Source organism: Campylobacter concisus (genome assembly GCF_002165815.1).
GTDB lineage: Bacteria > Campylobacterota > Campylobacteria > Campylobacterales > Campylobacteraceae > Campylobacter_A > Campylobacter_A concisus_BH.
Genome location: NZ_NDYN01000006.1, coordinates 41,092 through 59,244 on the forward strand (window position 1 = coordinate 41,092; position 18,153 = coordinate 59,244).

General features: G+C 41.2%; 13 protein-coding genes. 6 read left to right on the plus strand and 7 right to left on the minus strand.

Annotated features, from left to right (window positions below; all coding sequences use genetic code 11):
* Positions 1–12: 12 nt before the first annotated feature.
* The 3 genes from B9N65_RS06870 to purB all read right to left on the minus strand — a co-directional run bounded on the left by B9N65_RS06870 (position 13) and on the right by purB (position 4,707).
* Complete coding sequence (locus tag B9N65_RS06870) at positions 13–660, minus strand: hypothetical protein (RefSeq protein ID WP_141083841.1); 648 nt, start codon at positions 658–660, stop codon at positions 13–15.
* A complete protein-coding gene (locus B9N65_RS06875; protein ID WP_087583332.1) occupies positions 651–3,026 on the minus strand; it encodes a ribonucleoside-diphosphate reductase subunit alpha in 2,376 nt (791 codons plus the stop codon). Before B9N65_RS06875 ends, B9N65_RS06870 begins: the two co-directional genes overlap by 10 nt.
* A 349-nt stretch (positions 3,027–3,375) precedes the next feature.
* Positions 3,376–4,707, minus strand: a complete 1,332-nt coding sequence (purB, locus tag B9N65_RS06880) for an adenylosuccinate lyase (protein ID WP_087583333.1) — start codon at positions 4,705–4,707, stop codon at positions 3,376–3,378.
* A 187-nt stretch (positions 4,708–4,894) separates the two neighbouring features.
* On the opposite strand from purB, the gene B9N65_RS06885 reads away from it, so the two are divergent.
* Positions 4,895–5,818 carry a pseudouridine synthase family protein gene (locus tag B9N65_RS06885; RefSeq protein WP_087583334.1) on the plus strand — a complete coding sequence of 308 codons (924 nt, stop codon included), beginning with the start codon at positions 4,895–4,897 and terminating at the stop codon, positions 5,816–5,818.
* Positions 5,819–6,111: 293 nt separating this feature from the next.
* On the opposite strand, the gene rlmN is transcribed toward B9N65_RS06885, so the two are convergent.
* Genes rlmN through B9N65_RS06910 form a run of 4 tightly spaced genes read right to left on the minus strand, consistent with a single transcriptional unit; the run spans position 6,112 to position 11,970 of the window.
* Positions 6,112–7,257: a 23S rRNA (adenine(2503)-C(2))-methyltransferase RlmN gene (rlmN, locus tag B9N65_RS06895; RefSeq protein ID WP_087583336.1), complete on the minus strand. Its 1,146-nt coding sequence runs from the start codon at positions 7,255–7,257 to the stop codon at positions 6,112–6,114.
* A complete protein-coding gene (locus B9N65_RS06900) occupies positions 7,254–7,934 on the minus strand; it encodes a purine-nucleoside phosphorylase (RefSeq protein ID WP_087583337.1) in 681 nt (226 codons plus the stop codon). The genes rlmN and B9N65_RS06900 overlap by 4 nt, the downstream gene beginning before the upstream one ends.
* A complete protein-coding gene (gene hisF, locus B9N65_RS06905; RefSeq protein WP_021087091.1) occupies positions 7,934–8,689 on the minus strand; it encodes an imidazole glycerol phosphate synthase subunit HisF in 756 nt (251 codons plus the stop codon). Before hisF ends, B9N65_RS06900 begins: the two co-directional genes overlap by 1 nt.
* Before the next feature lie 2 nt (positions 8,690–8,691).
* Complete coding sequence (locus B9N65_RS06910; protein WP_087583338.1) at positions 8,692–11,970, minus strand: DEAD/DEAH box helicase; 3,279 nt, start codon at positions 11,968–11,970, stop codon at positions 8,692–8,694.
* Positions 11,971–12,076: 106 nt separating this feature from the next.
* Between B9N65_RS06910 and rsmA the strand changes: the two genes are divergently transcribed.
* The 5 genes from rsmA (at position 12,077) to B9N65_RS11010 (ending at position 18,120) form a co-directional block, all read left to right on the plus strand.
* Positions 12,077–12,919 (plus strand): 16S rRNA (adenine(1518)-N(6)/adenine(1519)-N(6))-dimethyltransferase RsmA, encoded by an 843-nt coding sequence (gene rsmA, locus B9N65_RS06915; RefSeq protein ID WP_087583461.1) that lies wholly within the window; start codon positions 12,077–12,079, stop codon positions 12,917–12,919.
* On the plus strand, positions 12,885–15,038 hold the full coding sequence (locus B9N65_RS06920; protein ID WP_180385136.1) for a ribonuclease J: 2,154 nt from the start codon (positions 12,885–12,887) through the stop codon (positions 15,036–15,038). Before rsmA ends, B9N65_RS06920 begins: the two co-directional genes overlap by 35 nt.
* Before the next feature lie 9 nt (positions 15,039–15,047).
* A complete protein-coding gene (locus B9N65_RS06925; protein WP_087583339.1) occupies positions 15,048–16,001 on the plus strand; it encodes a KpsF/GutQ family sugar-phosphate isomerase in 954 nt (317 codons plus the stop codon).
* A 1-nt stretch (position 16,002) separates the two neighbouring features.
* Entirely contained in the window at positions 16,003–16,776 is a 774-nt protein-coding gene (locus tag B9N65_RS06930; protein WP_087583340.1) for a pseudouridine synthase, read from the plus strand.
* Between the two features lie 72 nt (positions 16,777–16,848).
* Positions 16,849–18,120 carry a tetratricopeptide repeat protein gene (locus B9N65_RS11010; protein ID WP_087583341.1) on the plus strand — a complete coding sequence of 424 codons (1,272 nt, stop codon included), beginning with the start codon at positions 16,849–16,851 and terminating at the stop codon, positions 18,118–18,120.
* The last annotated feature ends 33 nt before the right edge of the window (positions 18,121–18,153 follow it).

Here is an 18,153-nt window from a genome sequence, read left to right on the forward strand (position 1 = left end):
ATTTCATTTTTGTTACATGTGGAAGGTATATTTCTCTAGGTTGCGTGCTAGCTCTTGAGAAGCGAAGCTTGCTCCACTATCACTTAGACCTACCATCTTTAAAACCCATGTTGGTGCATGAAGTATGATCTTCCAAAGCATATAAGCACCACCTATTGCACCTATGATGTGTAGTAGTGCCATAAATATATGAAGCATAATTGTTAAGAAGAACTGGCTTTGAAGTTCATACATCATATTCATCTGCTCTTCGGCATAGAGTAAGAATATATCTTTAAATATACCATAGACAAATAGACCAAAGTAGATAAATATAACTATCAAGATAGGTTTAAAGAATATAGATAGTGCCCCCACTAAGAAGTCAACTATCTTGTTTGTTTTACCCATAGTGACAGCAAAAGCTGTAACAAATGGTGAGATGTAGTAAAACTTAGCTAGCTCTATAACATAGCTTATAAAGGCTAGTGCTCCAGCTACAATGCCAACCGTAAAAGGCATATAGTCTAGAACTATCTTATATAGGTATGATGCACTTACGTAGCCGATAAGACCTGAGATGCCTCGTGAGCTTCTCTCTGTTTTTTCGCTTACAAATAGGTCTTTTACCTTGGCTAGTTTGCCAAAGCAAAAGACCATCTTAAATTTAACTACTGACATCCCTCACACTCGATCGAGCGGTCAGCTACGTCGTTTAGTTTTTCGCTATCTGGGCTTTCAGAGCGTAGATAGTAGGTTGATTTTAGTCCAAGCTCCCATGCAAGCGTGTAAATTTCGCTTAGATATCCGCCACTTGCTTTGTCTAAGCTCATAAATATATTTAGACTTTGACCTTGATCGATCCATTTTTGGCGGATCGCGCCTGCTTTTATCAAAATCCTCTGATCAAGCTCATATGCTGGCGTGTAAAACTGCCAAGTATCAGGGCTTAAATTTGGCACGACATTTGGGATCATACCACTTAGGTTGTGCTCGAACCACTTGCGTTTATAGACTGGCTCGATGGTCTGAGTAGTGCCAACAAGGATCGAGATCGAGCTAGTTGGTGCGATCGCCATTAGGTAGCCATTCCTCATGCCGTCACGCTTGACTTTTTCTCTTAGCTTGTCCCAGTCGCAGACATTTTCATCAAATAGTCCGCCTTTGTCGTTTAAAAGAGCCTTTGCGTTCTCGTTTGCGGTGTCTATCGGCATGATGCCTTTACTCCATTTTGAGCCTTCAAATTTTGGATAGATGCCCTTTTCTACGGCTAAATTTGAGCTAGCATAGATCGCGTTGTAGCTTATGTTTTCCATTATGCTATCAATGAGCGCCAAATGCTCATAGCTGCCCCATTTTACGTTTTTCTCAGCTAGCATTTGCGCCTCGCCCATGACGCCAAGGCCGATCGAGCGAGAAGCTAGATTTGTGTGTTTTACCTTTTTGTGCGGGTAGAAATTTAGATCTATAACGTTATCAAGCATCCTGATAGCTATCGGCACGACGCGCTCGATGTCCTCTTTGCTGTTTATCTTGCTTAAATTTATACTTGCAAGGTTGCAAACTGCAGTTTTGCCCTCGATACTCTCTTTTTCTACGATGAAAATTTGCTTGCCTTTTAGGCTATCAAGCGCGCTAAGCTTTTTGGCTTTTTTGGTTATGCCACTATCTACAGTGACGTCCTCTTCTTCGTCAAATAGCTCCTCGCCGCCATCTTCATAAGTGATCTTGATCTTATAGTAGTTTGGCGCTGTGTTTTGGAAAATTTCGGTGCATAAATTTGAGCTTCTGATGATGCCATCGTGGTCGTTTGGATTTGCCTTGTTGGCATTGTCTTTAAAGCACAAAAATGGCATGCCAGTTTCAAAATAGCTAGTTAAAATTTTCTTCCAAAGCTCTTTTGCAAGGATGGTGTTTTTCTGGATATTTTCGTCGTTTTCATACTCCAAATATCTCTTCTCAAACTCCTCGCCATAAAGGTCGCAAAGGTCGCTTACTTGAGCTGGGTCAAAGAGGCTCCAGCGGCCATTTTCTTTGACACGCTTCATAAATAGGTCGTTTATCCAAAGCGCAGGGAAAAGCTCGTGCGCACGGCGTCTCTCCTCGCCTGAGTTTTTACGAAGATCGAGAAAATCACTCACGTCCATGTGCCAAGGCTCTATATAAACAGCGATCGCGCCCTTTCTAGTGCCTAGCTGATCGACTGCTACTGCGATGTCGTTTGTCACTTTTAAAAATGGTATGATACCGCCAGCTGCGTTTTTGTGTCCGTCGATACTGCCGCCCATCGCACGCACCTTGCTCCAGTCCCAGCCGATACCGCCGCCAAATTTTGAAAGCAGAGCCATCTCTTTGTAGCTATCAAAAATTCCCTCGATATTATCAGGCGTACTACCTACGTAGCAGCTGCTTAGCTGGTGACGTGTAGTCCTTGCGTTTGAGAGCGTTGGCGTGGCTAGCATCACTTCAAATTTAGAGATAAGGTCGTAAAATTTCTTAGCCCAGCCTTGACTATCTAGCTCGTTTTGCGCAAGAAACATCGCTATCGCCATAAACATGTGCTGTGGCAGCTCGATAGGCATACCGCTCTTGTCTTTGATGAGGTAGCGATCATAAAGCGTTTTGATACCAAGGTATGCAAACTGAAGGTCGCGCTCTGGTTTGATGTATGCGTTTAGATCCTCTAAGTCGTACTTCTCTTTTAGCCCAGGGATGATGCGGCCTACCTTTTCGCCCTTTGCGAGGTAGTCTTTTAGGTGGTTGTAGCCGTTAAAGCCAGTCACTTTGTGATAAAGGTCGAACAAAAATAGCCTTGCAGCGACAAATGTCCAGTTTGGGCGGTCGATGTCGATCTTATCGACTGCTGTTTTTATAAGAGTTTGCTGAATTTCCTCAGTCGTTATCATATCTCTAAACTGAATTTTCGCGTCTACCTCAAGCTCGCTAAGGCTTACGTTGCTAAGGCCTAGGACCGCTTCGTTTGTGTATTTTTTGATCTTGCTGATATCAAGCTCTTCTGTTCTGCCATTACGTTTTATAACTTTCAAAAATGTCTCTCCGTTTTAAATTTTAATTTGAGATTTTATCCAAAAAGAGATAAAAATTCTCTTTGCCAAAAACTACTCAATAAATATAAAATTCAGAGCCAAAATGAGAAAGATAAAGGCTTTTAAAACTATCATTTTTAGTGCGAGAGAGCGACGAAGGCGTTAAACGTGATGAGCTTTTGGATTAGCTTTGAAGATCAAAATTTAAATTGCCACTAAATTTTGCTGGCACTTGTAAAAGCTACTTGAAAAGTGCCGCCCTTAGCTAATAAATTTTGCGAGCTAAATTTAAGGTGGATTTTGTGTTAGAGTATTTGCAAGGGGCTAAATTTACCCCTTGCGTTTAAATTTATTTGCCAAAAACTCTGGCGAAAATTTTATCTACATTTTTGGTGTAGTAGTTGTAGTCAAAGCACTCTTTGATCTCATCTTTGCTAAGGCTCTTAGTTAGGTCCTCGTCGTTTAGCAAATTTTGTAAAAATAGGCTGTGACCTTGCTCGTCAATCGCTTTTTTGCCCTCTTGCAAGTCCGCCCAGACCTTCATGGCGTTGCGCTGAACGATCTTGTAGGCGTCCTCCCTAGAGATTCCACGCTGTGGCAGCTGCAAAAGCACGCGCTGTGAAAAGACCAGACCGCCTGTTAAATTTAAATTTTTCATCATATTTTCTGGATAGACGACTAAATTTGCTATCAAATTTTTGATACGAACCAGCATAAAATCAGCCGTGATAAACATATCTGGCAGGATAAATCTCTCAACCGAGCTGTGGCTGATGTCGCGCTCGTGCCAAAGTGCGACGTTTTCAAGAGAAGGCGTGACGTATGAGCGTAGCACCCTGCAAAGGCCGGTGATGTTTTCGCTAAGGACAGGATTGCGTTTGTGTGGCATAGCGCTTGAGCCCTTTTGTCCTGGGCTAAAGTACTCCTCCGCCTCATAAACTTCAGTCCTTTGGTAGTGCCTAATGGCAACTGCGATCTTCTCACAAGTAGAAGCTAAGATAGCCATAGCACTCACCACGTGGGCATAGCGGTCGCGCTGGATCACTTGATTTGACGCTGGGGCAGCTTTCAGACCTAGCTCCTCGCACGTTAGCTCTTCAAATTCCATCGGAGCGTGGGCTAAATTTCCCATAGCGCCTGAGAGTTTGCCGTAGCTGATCGTATCTTTTGCGTCTTTGATGAGCTTAAGCGCCCTTGCGATCTCGTCGTACCAGACGGCAAGCACAAGGCCAAAAGTTATCGGCTCGCCGTGGATGCCGTGGCTTCTGCCGACCATGAGCGTGTGTTTGTGCTCGTTTGCTCTGTCTTTGACCGCCTGCATGAACTCCTCTACGTCGCTGATGATGAGCTCTAGGCTCTCTTTCATCTGAAGTGCGACGGCTGTGTCGATGCAGTCGCTTGAGGTCATGCCGTAGTGTACGAACCTGCTCTCCTCGCCAAGGCTCTCGCTGACGCTTGTTAAAAATGCGATGACGTCGTGCTTTGTCGTCTTTTCTATCTCGTCGATGCGAGCCACTTCAAATTTAGCGTTTTTGCAAATTTTCTCGCAGTCGCTGTCGCTTATGAAGCCAAGCTTATTCCAAGCTTTAACGGCAGCTTTTTCTACCTTGAGCCAAGCGTCGTATTTTGCTTGTATGCTCCACTTTTCAGCCATCTCTTTGCGTGAGTATCTTTCGACCATTGTTGAACCTTTTGTGTTAGTTTGCTTTTGTCCTGAAAGTATAAATTTGGCTTTTTGGGCCAGAAATCACGTCGTGCAATTTCTCTAAATTTAAGTTTTGATTATATAAAATCCGGGCTGAAATGTCGGTTATACGCTTATAAATTTGGGCTTAAGATAGCTCGCTCATTTTTCAAAAGGATCATTTTTGCCCTATGTAAATAAATTTATCATTACTGCAGATCATCAAAAAGCTTACGAAATTTTACTGCAAAATGGCTTTAATATGAGCCAAACCCAGCGCCTCATCGATAAAGGCAGGCTGATCTGTGGTGGCAATGTCGTGAGCGAGAAAAATGCCGTTTTGTGTGGCGATGTCTTTTTGATCGACTATGAGGCCAATCCAAAGGGACTAAAGCCCATCTTTGAGTGCGAGAGCTTTGCGGTATTTGACAAGCCAAGCGGCGTGCTCAGTCATCCAAATGGCAGGCACTGCGACTACTCGCTAAATGATGAAATTTACACACTTTTTGGGCGAGAAGCGAGCGTGGCACATAGGCTAGACTGCGAAACAAGTGGCGTGATAGTCGTGGGCAAAGATAGAAATTCTACGATAAAGCTAAAGAAAATCTTTGAAAACAGAGAGGTTTCTAAAAGCTATGTCGCGATGGTGCAAGGCAAGATCGAGCGAGAATTCACGATAGATGCTAAGATGGATCTGGCAAACAACTACGACGATGTGAAAATGCGAATGCAAATTTGTGAAAATGGAAAAAGTGCTGTGACTAAAATTTTGCCTATAAAGTATTTTGACGATATCGATACGACTTTAATTCGAGCTATCCCACTCACTGGCAGGCAGCATCAAATTCGATTGCATTTGTTTCATGTGAAACACAAGATCCTTGGCGAACCACTTTATGGTTTGTCACGTCCGCAGATCGAGAAAATTTTAGACAAAGAGATGAGCGAGCGTGAACGGATAAATTTAACTGGAGCAAAAAGGCTCTTACTTCACTCGGACGAAATTTCATTTAAATTTGATGAATTTTTTTACAAGATAAAAAGCAAATTTGACGCCGAAAGTGAGTTTTATAAATTTGCGAGAGAAGCAAATAATCAAACTATTTAAATTTCAAAAAATCTTTCTAGTGAAAATAATCTATAAAAAATTTCATAATTTTGCTTTTAAATTTGAAATAGAGTTTTTATTGAAAAGTAGAATTAGATTTTTAGTGTCGCCGCATTGTGAATTAAATTTTGGCAATCAACTTTGTGTTTTAGTTTTTAACCCACAAAATTTCATGCCAAATTTTATAATTTATTTTGAAGTTTTATTTTCCTCTTTCAAAACTTTTATGATCAGCCCAAGTCCAATGCCAGCAACCAGCACTATAAAAATTATCTCAGCGATATCAAGAGCTGTCATTTTTTACTCACGTTAGTTTTATCGTTAGTCGGTTTTTCTTCTGCTTTAGCTGCGTTCTTATCGCTAACGTTAGCTCTGAATTTTGGATTTTCATTTCGCTGTTTTAGTTGTCCGCAAGCAGCACTTATATCAAGCCCTTTACTCTGTCTGATCGTGCAAGTGACACCATGATCCCTTAGATATTCTTGAAATTTTAGCATACTAGCAAGCTCAGGCCGTCCAAATTCACTACCTTCATGCGGGTTAAAGTAGATCAAATTTACCTTTGCCTTGATACCATGCAGCAGTTTAACCAGCTTTTTCGCATCACTAACGCTGTCGTTTAAGTCTTTGATAACAAGATACTCAAACATCACACGCTTTCGCATATCGATAGGAAATCCCCTAACAGCATCCATAACAGCCTCGATATTATACGCCTTATTTATCGGCATCAAGCGGCTTCTAAGCTCGTTAGTAACAGCATGTAGCGATATGGCCAGCAAGACACCAAGGTCCATCTCGCCAAGCTTTTTTATCTGACTACCAAGGCCGCTAGTTGAAACGGTTTGACGTCGTGGCGATATGGCTAGACCCTCATTTAGAGCTAAAATTTTGATCGCTTTACTAACGTTAGCAAGGTTGTCAAGTGGCTCACCCATACCCATATAAACGACATTTATGCGCCTCTCGTATGGTATGTTATTCTCTCTTTTTATCCACAAAATTTGCCCTACGATCTCGCCAGCAGTCAAATTTCTAACAAGCCCGCCCTTTGCTGTTAGGCAAAAAGCACAGCCCATTTTGCAACCAACCTGCGAGCTAACACAAACAGTATAACGAGCATGGCGACTGATCTTGCCATCTTCGTCGCTAATCTCCTCTTTCATCGGTAACAAAACGCTCTCTATCTTTAGACCATCTTTTAGCTCAAAAAGATACTTGATCGAGCCATCACTACTTTGCTCAAATTTCACACATTTTATAGGATCAAGATAAAATTTCTCAGCTAGATCCTGACGCATATCCTTTGGTAAATTTAGCATTTGGCTAAATTCAGTCGCATTTTTTTTATATACCCACTCATAAATTTGCGTCGCTCTAAAAGAGGGAGAGACAAGCTCTTTTAACTCTTCGATGCTAAGATCAAGCAAATTTTTCACATATTTTCCTTTACATATTTTGTTAGTAGCTCTTTAGCCGCAGAGTGATTTTTTATAAAATCAGCATGCGCATTTTTATCGCAAAAATTTGTCGCTACAAAAATTCCGTAAGCTGGAATTTTAAAAATTTGAGCCACTTTTAGAACAGAAAAAAACTCCATATTTTCTAAAAAATATCCCTTTTCAAACATCTTATAAGCCAAATTTTTATCTGTTGTTATAAAATTTGATGAATTTGTTTTGATAGTTCCACGTGAAACGATAGAAGAAATTTCACACTCGATAGGCGAATAAGATCTATTTTCTATGCTAGAAATTTCAACATTTGCTCCAACTGAGCTTTCATAAATTTGCAAAATTTCACCATCTTTATATAGACCTGCCGAGCCAACAAAAACTATCTTTTCTGGCATCTGGTATAAATTTTGATCAGGATTTTTTGACAAATTTTGGCTTAGATTTTGTAGCTCTGGGTTTGATGAGTTTGCAAATTTAGCCTCGATCTTTGCGAGATAGCGCGGGTCAATATTTTTTAAATTTATGCTCTTTTCATCTGCTTCCACGCACGATCTTTTTTGCAAAAACTTTGTCAAATTTATCGCCATATCGACTAGCCCAACCCCCATCGGCAAGGCAAAGTCAAAAATTTCATTTTTTCCAGCTGAGATAACTAACATCAGAGCCTAACCTCAACGCCATTTGCTTTGAGATACTCTTTTAGCTTTTTTATCTCGATCTCACCAAAGTGAAAGATCGAAGCAGCGAGACACGCATCAGCCCCGGCCTCAAAAGCATCTTTAAAATGCTCCATTTTCCCTGCACCTCCGCTTGCGATAGTCGGTATAGAAAGCGCACTAAAGATCTTTGTTAGCTCCAGACTAAAGCCCTGTTTGACGCCGTCATTATCCATAGATGTTAGTAAAATTTCCCCTGCTCCGCGCGACTCGACCTCTTTTGCCCAAGCAAAGGCATCTTTTTTCGTATCGATCCTGCCGCCATTTATAAAAACACTATAACCATTTTCGATCTTTTTAGCGTCAATCGCCACGACAACACATTGCGAGCCAAATTTCTTAGCCGCTTCGTCGATCAAATTTGGATCTTTTATCGCCGATGAGTTTAGGCTCACCTTATCGCAGCCTGCATTTAAAAGGCGAGAGATGTCGTCGATCGTGCGTATGCCACCGCCAACGGTTAGCGGTATAAAAAGCTTACTTGCGACCTTTTTTACCACATCAACTATCGTATCACGACCAAGGTGAGAGGCTGTGATATCCAAAAAGCAAAGCTCATCAGCGCCCTCGTCGTTATATCTTTTAGCTATCTCGACTGGGTCTCCAGCATCGACAAGTCCAACAAAATTTACACCTTTTACGACCCTGCCGTCTTTTACGTCGAGGCATGGGATTATGCGTTTTGCAAAATGATTCAAATTTATCCTTTGTCTATCTTTCTAGCTGCCACCTCAAAATATGGCAAACTCGCCCAATTTTCTCGGTTTCCAACTATATAAATAACCTCTTTTGCCCTTGTTAGCGCCACGTTTAGTAAATTTGGCTTGCTAGCAGCCCACGCTCTAGCGCCCTTTGTCGCACCGCCTAACACAAAGACAATAACATCAGCCTCTTTGCCCTGCATAGTGTGGATAGTGCCAGCACCTTTTAAATTTCTACAAACATCTTTAAATGGCGTTATTATCCTGATGTTATTTTTCTCATCAGCTAGCTCACCTGTCAAGAGTTCTTTAACAACCTCGCCCTCGGCTTTGTTGTAGTTGCCTATCCACTCTTCACTTCTAACGTCTATCCACTTTGTTTGCACGTTAGTGTTTGCAAATTTACTAGCCGCACTTCTGCCAAGTATCATCATATCATCGTATGTAGTCTCGTTTGATATCTCAAACATAGGGTTAGCGCACCTTCTATGCACAATCAGTGGCGAGCCAACCCAAATACTCTCGCCGCTACCTTTTATATATGTGCCGATCTTTTGAGCTTTGTCGGCTCTTAGTTGCACAGAGGATTTAAGCAAGTTAAACTCCTCCTTTGCCTCGCAGTAGCTAATGATCGCATTATTTAAACTAACAGGTAGTGTTACGACGGGCTCAAGCTGAAGCGGGTCGCCTACTACCACAGCCATCTTTGAGCGAAGTAGTGCACCTAACGCGTTAGTCAAATTTGCCTGCCCTGCTTCATCTATCAAAAGCATGCCTATATCGCCATTTAAAAGGTCTTTAAAAGTGTTATTAAACGAGGCAAAAGTCGAGCTAACAACTGGCGTTAGTAAAAATAGCCCCTTGATGATCTCACGTCTATGCTTTGCCTCTAAGCCGTTTTTCTCAGCCATCTTTTCATCGTTAAAGATAACACTAAGGGCACGCAAATTTGTCCTAACAGCCTCTTTGCAGGCAAAGATCGCTGCCTTGTGTAAATTTAGTGCCTCTTTAAAAAGCTCTATCCTAGCTCTAAAAAGCTTTGTCTTGTGAAATTTTTTGTCTATGCCAAATTCCATCATAAATGGCATACTCTTTTGCATTTCGTCATTACTCTCGCTAAAGCTGCCGTTTAGATAGCCATCTAGTTCCTCGCTCCTACCAAGTATCTTTTGGCGTCTAGCAAAGTCACTTTGTAGCCTTTTGTAAAGATTTATCTTAGTACCAAGCTCTGCCGCCCTGCTCTGCTGCTCTGCTATCTCGTTTTTTAGCTCATTTAGCCTTGTCTCATTTTTCTCTTTGCTCTCGCCATTTTGCTTGCTTGCTTTTAAATTTTGCTCGGCTATCTGGCGGTTTATCTCACCAACCTTTAGCGCCTCGTCATTATACTTTTCAAAGGCCTCTGTCTTAAAAATTTGCTGAAAGGCAAAAAATGCTGGCTTTTGCGGTAAATTTAGATACTCCTGCAAGGCCTCATTTTGACTAACAAGCCTTGTTAGCTCCTCTGCCTCTGCCTTTTTATCTTCAAGCTCGTCACTAACACTGGCAAGCTCGCTCTCAAGCGGAGATAAAAGCTCCTCTATCTGCTTGGCTGAGTTATAGCTCTCAAGCCTTCTATCGACGTCAGCTAGCTCACTTTTTAGGCTCTTTAGCTCCTCTTCTTTGATCCTGATCTCACTAAAAAGCAAATTTACCTCGTGAAGCGCAAGGTTAAATTTCTCCTTTGCCTCGTCAAAATCATGGCCCCCATCGCCCGCTGCCAGATATTTGCCAAGCCCCATCAAAAAGCCATCTTGCTCCAAAAACTCGCCGTATTCGCTTGCGATCTTGTCAAACTGGCTGTGAGTTGGCTCGATCTTTACGCCATTAATTGCGTTAAAAACAAAATTTGACTTATTTTGCTTTGAGCCAAGCGCCACGCAAAATAGCCCCCAAGCTGGCTTTGAGACAAAGGATTTCTCGCCATATTTGCTCTTTTCATCAGCCGAGAGCAACCTTGTGGCTATAAATTTAAAATAATCAATCTCGCCCGCATAATCCCCTATGCTCTTTAGCTGACTTAGCTCCTTGCTCAAAATCTCAACCGCGCCATTGTTGCAAGAGCTAACGACCATCTCGTAGCCCTGCAGCTCGTCATTTAGTCTAAAATAAAGCGCCTTTTCATCGCTGTCATAAACTGGCTCAAAGATATCGTGCCTGCTCATTTGCGCAAGCTTCATCGCCCTAAGCGTCACCACTTCAGCCATCACGTCCTTTAAAAGCGTCGTTTTACCCGTGCCTGGAGCGCCATTTACGCTATAAATCCCGCCATTACCTTCTTTAAATTTCTCTATGATGTTATTTAGCGCCATTTGCTGTGAGAAATTTAGGGCAAAATCACTTGCAAAAGCCGATCTTGGGTAGCGCTCAGCCTTAAAAAAGTCCCTCACCGCCCTTTGATTTAGCTCATCTCTAACATCAAGCCTCTCAAATTTATTCTCACTGCCCTCGTCTAAAAACTGATCCGTCAGCTCGTGCGTCCTGCCTGACTCGTAAAATTTGATAAGTAAATTTATATCATCTATAAAAAAGCTATTTAAAAGGGCGTCGTTCTCTTTAAAATTTGGGTCAGCGATCCTTACTTCAAGCCTGATCACGTCTTTACAAAATGGCGTCTTTAGCGAGCTTTTTAGCTCCTCATGCACCGCTTTTACATAGTCGCTAAGCCGCATTTTCTCTTTATGGATAGAAATTTTATCCTTGATGTGCTCGCACTCTTTGTTAAAGTCGTTTTGGCTGATCTCTTTTAGGTGGTTTAGGCGCACCATCGCCCAAGGAGCCGTTGGAATAAAGAGCTCATTTGATGAGTTTGGCGTGAAAAATAGGCTTAGCTCATCATCTAAATTTGCATCTTTTAGAGCAAAATTTTGCTCATTTTTGCAAAAGAGTAGATCGCCAGAGAGCTTAAGCTTATAGCAAAATGCCTTTTCAAAGCTCGTTTGCTCAGAGCGTAGCTCCTCTAAAATTTGCTCTTTTTCAAATTTCACCTTTGCTAGCTTTGATATCGCAAGGGCGAGCAAGTCTGTCTCAAAAATGCCGCCATAAATCGAAATTTCTACGCCATTTTTTAAAAGTGACCTATCAAATGCCCTTAAAATTTGCATAAATTTCTCATCAAAATTTGCGATCTCAAGGTCCATTGATTTTTTAAATTTGCTATTTGTCTTTTTTGGCTCGTCTAAGGTTTTTGGCTCTAAATATTGTGATAATAAAAAGTATTTTAAGGTATTTGCCCTACTCAAATTTACGCCTTATTTTGTTGTTATTTAGTGATTATAGTCCATTTTATATATGATTAAACTAAACTTGTAATCATAGTATAAGTAATCTTTGGCTAATATCGCGGCTATGATAAAGGCAAAAAAGCACTTTGGACAGAATTTTTTACAAGACAAAGCGACACTAGATAAGATCATCCAAGCGATACCCAAGGACGTAGAAAACGTCGTTGAGATTGGGCCTGGCTTAGGTGATTTGACATTTAGACTTTTGCAAATTTACAAGACGACCTCTTTTGAGATAGATTGTGAGCTGTTTCAAATTTTAAAGGTCAAATTTGCAAATGAGATCCAAAATGGACAATTAAAACTTTTTTGTAAAGATGCTTTAGAGCAGTGGCAAGAAGAGGGCGGACTAAGTAGCCAGAACTACTTTTTAGTCGCAAATTTGCCCTATTACGTTGCTACGAAGATGATACTAAATGCGATAGATGACGAAAAATGCCTTGGGCTTATTGTGATGATACAAAAAGAGGTTGCTCTTAAATTTAGTGCAAAGAGCAAGGATAAAGAATTTAGCGCTTTATCGATCCTCGCTTCACTTCAAGGCAGGTGCGAGCTTTTGTTTGACGTGGATGCAAAGCTTTTCAATCCACCTCCAAAGGTCACATCATCAGTCATCAAACTACAAAAAACAAAAAAGATTTTTGGCAAAGACGGGATTTTCAAAGATGCAAAACAATACGAGGCTTTTAAAGCATTTTTAAGAGCTGCGTTTGCTTCGCCAAGAAAGACGCTTTTGAAAAATTTATCCACAAATTTTGACAAAAAGGCGTTAGAAGAAATTTTTGAAGACCTAGACTTAGCTCAAAATTTACGTCCACACGAACTAGATGTCGATTCTTATCTAAAAGTATTTGAAAGATTAAAGGAAGATAATGAACGACAAAAACGAAGAGAAAGTTGTAACTAATCAAAGTAAAAACAACAAAAGACGAAGATTTAGACCAAAAAACAAGCCAAAACAAGAGGGCGAAACTACCGAGCAAACATCACTAGCAAGCAAAAGCGTGATAGATAACTTCTTTGCAGCAGAGCAGGCTGAAGCCAAAACGCATGCCGAGCCAAAAAGTCAAAATCCTCGCCCAAAAAAGCAAAGAAATAACAAAAATCAAAACAAAACTGGCGAAAACAATAAGCCAAAAGAGCAAAAACAGCAAAAAGAAAAGCCAAAGCAAGAGCCAAAAGCTTCAGCTAAAAACGAGACAAAAGAGCCAAAAGAAAAGCCAAAAAAGGCTAAAAAACCAAAGAAAAATTTACCAGCAAAGCTAAATGGCAACGAGCAGTGGCAGCAAGATATCGCAAGCGCGATGGAGGCAAATAAAGCCACTCACGAGCTAAGACTTGAGCCACTAAAATATCTAAACTCAAGCGAACATAAAATTCGTATAACACCACTTGGCGGTCTTGGCGAGATCGGCGGCAATATGACTGTCTTTGAGACTGAAACTAGCGCTATCATCGTTGATATCGGCATGAGCTTTCCAAGCGAGAGCATGCACGGCGTGGATATCCTCATCCCAGACTTCGACTACGTTAGAAAGATAAAAGATAAGATAAAAGGCGTCATCATCACTCACGCACACGAGGATCACATCGGTGCGGTGCCTTATTTTTACAAAGAGTTTAAATTTCCTATCTACGCCACACCGTTACCGCTTGGCATGATAAATAATAAATTTGAAGAGCACGGCCTAAAGCAAGAGCGCTCACTCTTTCGCTCAGTTGAAAAGAGAAAGCCATATCTCATAGGCGACTTTGAAGTCGAGTGGATACATATAACGCACTCTATCATCGATGCTTCTGCACTTGCCATCACGACAAAGGCTGGCACGATCATCCACACAGGCGACTTTAAAATCGACCACACGCCGATAGATGGCTACCCAACAGACCTTGGCAGACTAGCGTATTATGGCGAGCGTGGCGTGCTTTGTCTGATGAGCGATAGCACAAATAGCTACAAAGAGGGCTTTACAAAGAGTGAAAGTAGCGTTGGCAAGACCTTTGATGCGATATTTTCAAAAGCAAAAGGCCGCGTCATCATGAGCACATTTAGCTCAAACATCCACCGCGTCTATCAAGCGATCGAATGGGGTTTAAAATACAACCGCAAAGTCTGTGTCATCGGCAGATCAATGGAGCGAAATTTATACACCGCGATGGAGCTTGGCTACATCAAGCTTGATAAGAAAATTTTTATCGACGCAAACGAGGTTGGTAAATTTAAAGATGATGAGGTACTTATCGTCACCACAGGCAGCCAGGGCGAGACCATGAGCGCGCTTTACCGCATGGCGACAGATGAGCACAAATATATAAAGATAAAGCCGACCGATCAGATCATAATCAGCTCAAAAGCGATCCCAGGCAACGAAAACAGCGTCTCAACGGTGCTAAATTTCTTACTAAAATCAGGTGCGAGCGTCGCTTACCAAGACTTTAGCGAGATCCACGTCAGCGGTCACGCAGCGCAAGAAGAGCAAAAGCTGATGCTTCGCCTCATAAAGCCAAAATTTTTCTTGCCAGTGCATGGCGAGTACAACCACATCGCAAAGCATAAAGAGACGGCCATTAGCTGTGGTGTGGATGAGAGAAATATCTATCTAATGAGCGACGGTGATCAGATGGAGGTTTGTCAAAAATACCTAAAACGTGTAAAAACTGTAAAAACTGGCAAAGTCTTCATAGATAATCAAATAAATAAACAAATTTCAGACGACGTCGTCATCGACAGACAAAACCTTGCCGAAGCAGGCGTCGTCATGATAATCGCTCAAATTTCACGTCACGGCGCAAAACTCATCAACAAGCCTCGCGTCATCAGCTACGGCCTTGTGGGCGACAAGCAAGACGCCGAGTTTAGAAAAGAGATGGAGGGCGTGCTAGAGCAGTATTTAAGCAACGTCAAAGAGGAGCTTTTAAAAGATAGCAGACTACTCGAGTCACAAGTGCGCCAAGTGATCAGAAAGCACATATTTAGAAAGGTCAAAAAGTACCCAACTATCGTGCCGATCATCTATCTAATGTAAGGAAAATTTATGCAAAAAGCCAACCAAATCGCCGCTGAAGTCTTAGAGATAGAGGCAAACGAGCTTTTAAGACACGCTAAAAGCGTAGAGATAGAAGATGCTGTAAATTTGATATATAACGCAAAAGGCAAAGTCATAGTCACAGGCGTGGGCAAGAGCGGTCACGTGGGCGCAAAGATCGCTGCTACGCTTGCAAGCACTGGCACGCCAAGCTTTTTCTTACACCCGACAGAGGCCATGCACGGCGACCTTGGCATGATAGAAAAAGACGACATTTTGTTAGCCATTAGCTTTAGTGGCGAGAGCGATGAGCTTATCAAAATTTTGCCTCATGTAAAGCGCTTTGGCGTAAAAATCGTCGCCATGGCAAGAAGCAAGACAAGCTCGCTTGGTAAATTTAGCGACGCTTTTATAGATATAAATGTAGAGAAAGAGGCGTGCCCACTAAATGCCGCCCCAACGGCATCAACCACGCTAACGTTAGCTCTTGGCGATGCGTTAGCTGTTTGCTTGATGCAAAAGCGCGGCTTTAAAAAAGAGGACTTTGCAAATTTTCATCCAGGTGGCAGCCTTGGCAAGAGGTTATTTTTAAAGGTCAAAGACGTGATGAGAAGCGAAAATTTACCGATAGTCCGCTGGAATGCAAGCCTAAAAAGTGCGATCGATACTATGACACATGGCAAGCTTGGCACGGTTCTCATCGTCGATAAAGATGGCGTGCTAGACGCTCTTTTAAGTGACGGCGATCTTAGGCGTGCGCTTATGAGAGAGGACTTTGATTTAGAAGAGCCAGCGATGAAATTTGCAACCTTGCATCCAAAAGAGATAAATGACAAAGAGATGTTAGCCGTAGATGCGTTAGCTTTAATAGAAAAGTATAAAATTCAGCTTCTAGCTGTCGTAGAAAATGGCGTGCCTGTGGGTGTTTTACACATCCACGACCTTGCAAATTTAGGACTATAAAATGGAAAAAACAAGACTAAATAAATTTATCTCACATAACACAAACTACTCACGCCGTGAGGCAGATGAGCTGATAAAAGCTGGCAAGGTTAGCATAGCAGGGCGTGTGGTTAGCGACCTTGCTACAAGCGTGGATGAAGATGACAAAGTGCGTATAAATGGCCGTTTGATAAAGCTAAAAAAAGAATTTACTGTTATCGTTTATCACAAACAAAAGGGCGAGCTAGTTAGCAAAAAAGATGACCGCGGACGAAAGACGATCTACGACACGTTAGATAAGAAATTTGCAAAATTTGTTAGCGTGGGACGCTTAGACTACGCAAGCGAGGGGCTACTTTTGCTAACTGACGCTCCAGCGATCGCCACAGCACTCATGAATAGCGACTTAGAGCGCGAATACTACCTAAAGGTAAAGGGCGAAATTTCAAAAGAGGTGATAGAGGCGATGACAAATGGCTTTTTCGCCAAGAACGCAACCAAAGGCGCGCACGCAAAAACTACTATAAAATCAATGGAATTTAAGCCATTTCTAGCCTATAAAGTCTTTGGCTCAAGCGGTGGCTACACAAAACTAAAGGTCATCATAAATGAGGGTCAAAACAGAGAGCTACGCCGCTTCTTTGGCTACTTCGACCTTGAAGTGATGGACCTAAAACGTGTTAGCTTTGGACGCGTTAGCCTTGATATGCTAAAGCCTGGCAAATGGCGCTACTTTGAAAATAGCGAATACGAAGACCTAAGAGACTTTTTAAAAGTTAATAACGTTAGATACTAACTTAGGCTTGTTTCTCCATCAAAGAGGCAAGCCAAACCACAATAACTACAAATTTACAAAAATGGAGAAAAAATGAAAAAGGCTGTTCTTTTATACACAATCTTACTAACTATTGGATTCTCCAAGGATCTAGTAGAACTTGGACTTGAGGCTTACAGCAAAGGTGACTACAACAAAGCAGTCGAGATATTTACTAAAACTTGCAATGATGGAAATAATGGCAATTGCTATAATTTAGGACTTTTGTATATAAATGGCCAGGGTGTAAAACAAGACTACAATAAAGCAGCTAAATTATACGAAAAGGCTTGTAATGGTGAAATTATTCAAGCTTGTTATAACTTAGGATTTTTATACTATAACGGTCAAGGCACTACACAAGACTACTATAAAACTGCTCAATTGTGGCAAAAAGTTTGTGATGCCAAATATAGTATTGGTTGTTATAATTTAGGGCTTTTATATGAGGATGGTCAAGGTGTAGAGCAAGACTACAATAAGGCGGCTAGATTATACGAAGAAGCTTGCAATAATGGACATGCACTAAGCTGTTCTAATCTAGGTGTTTTATATATAAAAAACCAAGGTGTAGAACAAAACTATAACAAAGCCATAGAGCTATACAATAAATCTTGTGACGGTAAAAATGCTATAGGTTGTTTTAATTTAGGAAATTTATACGAAGAAGGCAAATATCTAAAGCAGGACTACTATAAAGCGGCCAATCTATATAAACAAGCTTGTGATGGCGGATATGCTAATGGCTGCTATAATCTAGGTAATTTTTATGAAAGAGGACAAGGGGTAGAGCAGGACTATACCAAAGCTATCAAACTATACGAAAAAGCTTGCGATGGCAATATCGCCCAAGCCTACCACAATTTGGGAGTTTTATATGTAAATGGTCTGGGTGTAGAGCAAGACTATTATAAGGCAGCTCAATTATGGCAAAAAGCTTGCAATGACAGATACAGTATGAGTTGTTACAACTTAGGAATTTCATACAATAATGGCCAAGGTGTGAAACAAGACTATTATAGAGCGGCTGATCTATACAAACAAGCTTGTGACGATGGAGTTAATGATAGTTGCTCTAATTTAGGAATTTTATATGAAAACGGTCAAGGTGTAGAGCAAGACTACAGTAAATCCCTAGAATTATATAAAAAAGCTTGCAATAATGGATACAATCGCGGTTGTTTTAATTTAGGAGCTTTTTATCTAAAAGGCAAAGGCGCAAAACAAGACTACCACATAGCAAAAGAATATTTTTATAAAGCTTGCGAATTAGGGCTTCAACCAGGGTGTGACGTTTATAAAAAGTTAAACGAAAAAGGCCTTTAATACTAAAAATAATCCAACAGGGTTCTAGCAAAT

Excerpts from the sequence above, each read along its gene's own strand:
- B9N65_RS06900 (WP_087583337.1), bottom strand. The coding sequence starts at position 7,934 with ATGTTAGTTATCTCAGCTGGAAAAAATGAAATTTTTGACTTTGCCTTG.
- rsmA (WP_087583461.1), top strand. The coding sequence starts at position 12,077 with ATGATAAAGGCAAAAAAGCACTTTGGACAGAATTTTTTACAAGACAAA.
- B9N65_RS06870 (WP_141083841.1), bottom strand. The coding sequence starts at position 660 with ATGTCAGTAGTTAAATTTAAGATGGTCTTTTGCTTTGGCAAACTAGCC.
- B9N65_RS06930 (WP_087583340.1), top strand. The coding sequence starts at position 16,003 with ATGGAAAAAACAAGACTAAATAAATTTATCTCACATAACACAAACTAC.
- B9N65_RS11010 (WP_087583341.1), top strand. The coding sequence starts at position 16,849 with ATGAAAAAGGCTGTTCTTTTATACACAATCTTACTAACTATTGGATTC.
- purB (WP_087583333.1), bottom strand. The coding sequence starts at position 4,707 with ATGGTCGAAAGATACTCACGCAAAGAGATGGCTGAAAAGTGGAGCATA.
- B9N65_RS06925 (WP_087583339.1), top strand. The coding sequence starts at position 15,048 with ATGCAAAAAGCCAACCAAATCGCCGCTGAAGTCTTAGAGATAGAGGCA.
- B9N65_RS06920 (WP_180385136.1), top strand. The coding sequence starts at position 12,885 with ATGAACGACAAAAACGAAGAGAAAGTTGTAACTAATCAAAGTAAAAAC.